A 303-nucleotide genomic window follows, 5' to 3' on the forward strand; every position below is an offset into this window, starting at 1 on the left:
AACACCACGGGCGTGTTGCCAATGGGCACGAATCGAGCACTCTGGAACATATGCACCAAGGTCAAGGTGCCGTCTTGCTTGCACGCTGCAACGGTGGTGCTGGGCAGGATAGAGCGATCGATCGGCGCGACGAGCGCCACCTCATTCCCGACTTTGAATACCTGCTCGACATCCAATGCCGAAAAGCTAAAAAAGCTCTCCGCCCAGGCGTCGTAGGTATTGAGGCAGCGTCTGAAATCGCTGAGAACGGATTCGACGTCGCGCGTCTTTGAATCCATGGCGGCCAGCACCAGAAGGCCAATG

General features: G+C 57.1%; 1 protein-coding gene. It reads right to left on the reverse strand.

Annotation, left to right across the window (positions count from 1 at the left end):
* The coding region (locus ACI77I_RS32285; protein ID WP_407000271.1) for a hypothetical protein at positions 1-302 on the reverse strand (302 nt) is incomplete at its 3' end.
* Position 303 lies beyond the last annotated feature (1 nt).

The sequence above is a fragment of the Pseudomonas sp. D47 genome (assembly GCF_045447305.1).
GTDB lineage: Bacteria > Pseudomonadota > Gammaproteobacteria > Pseudomonadales > Pseudomonadaceae > Aquipseudomonas.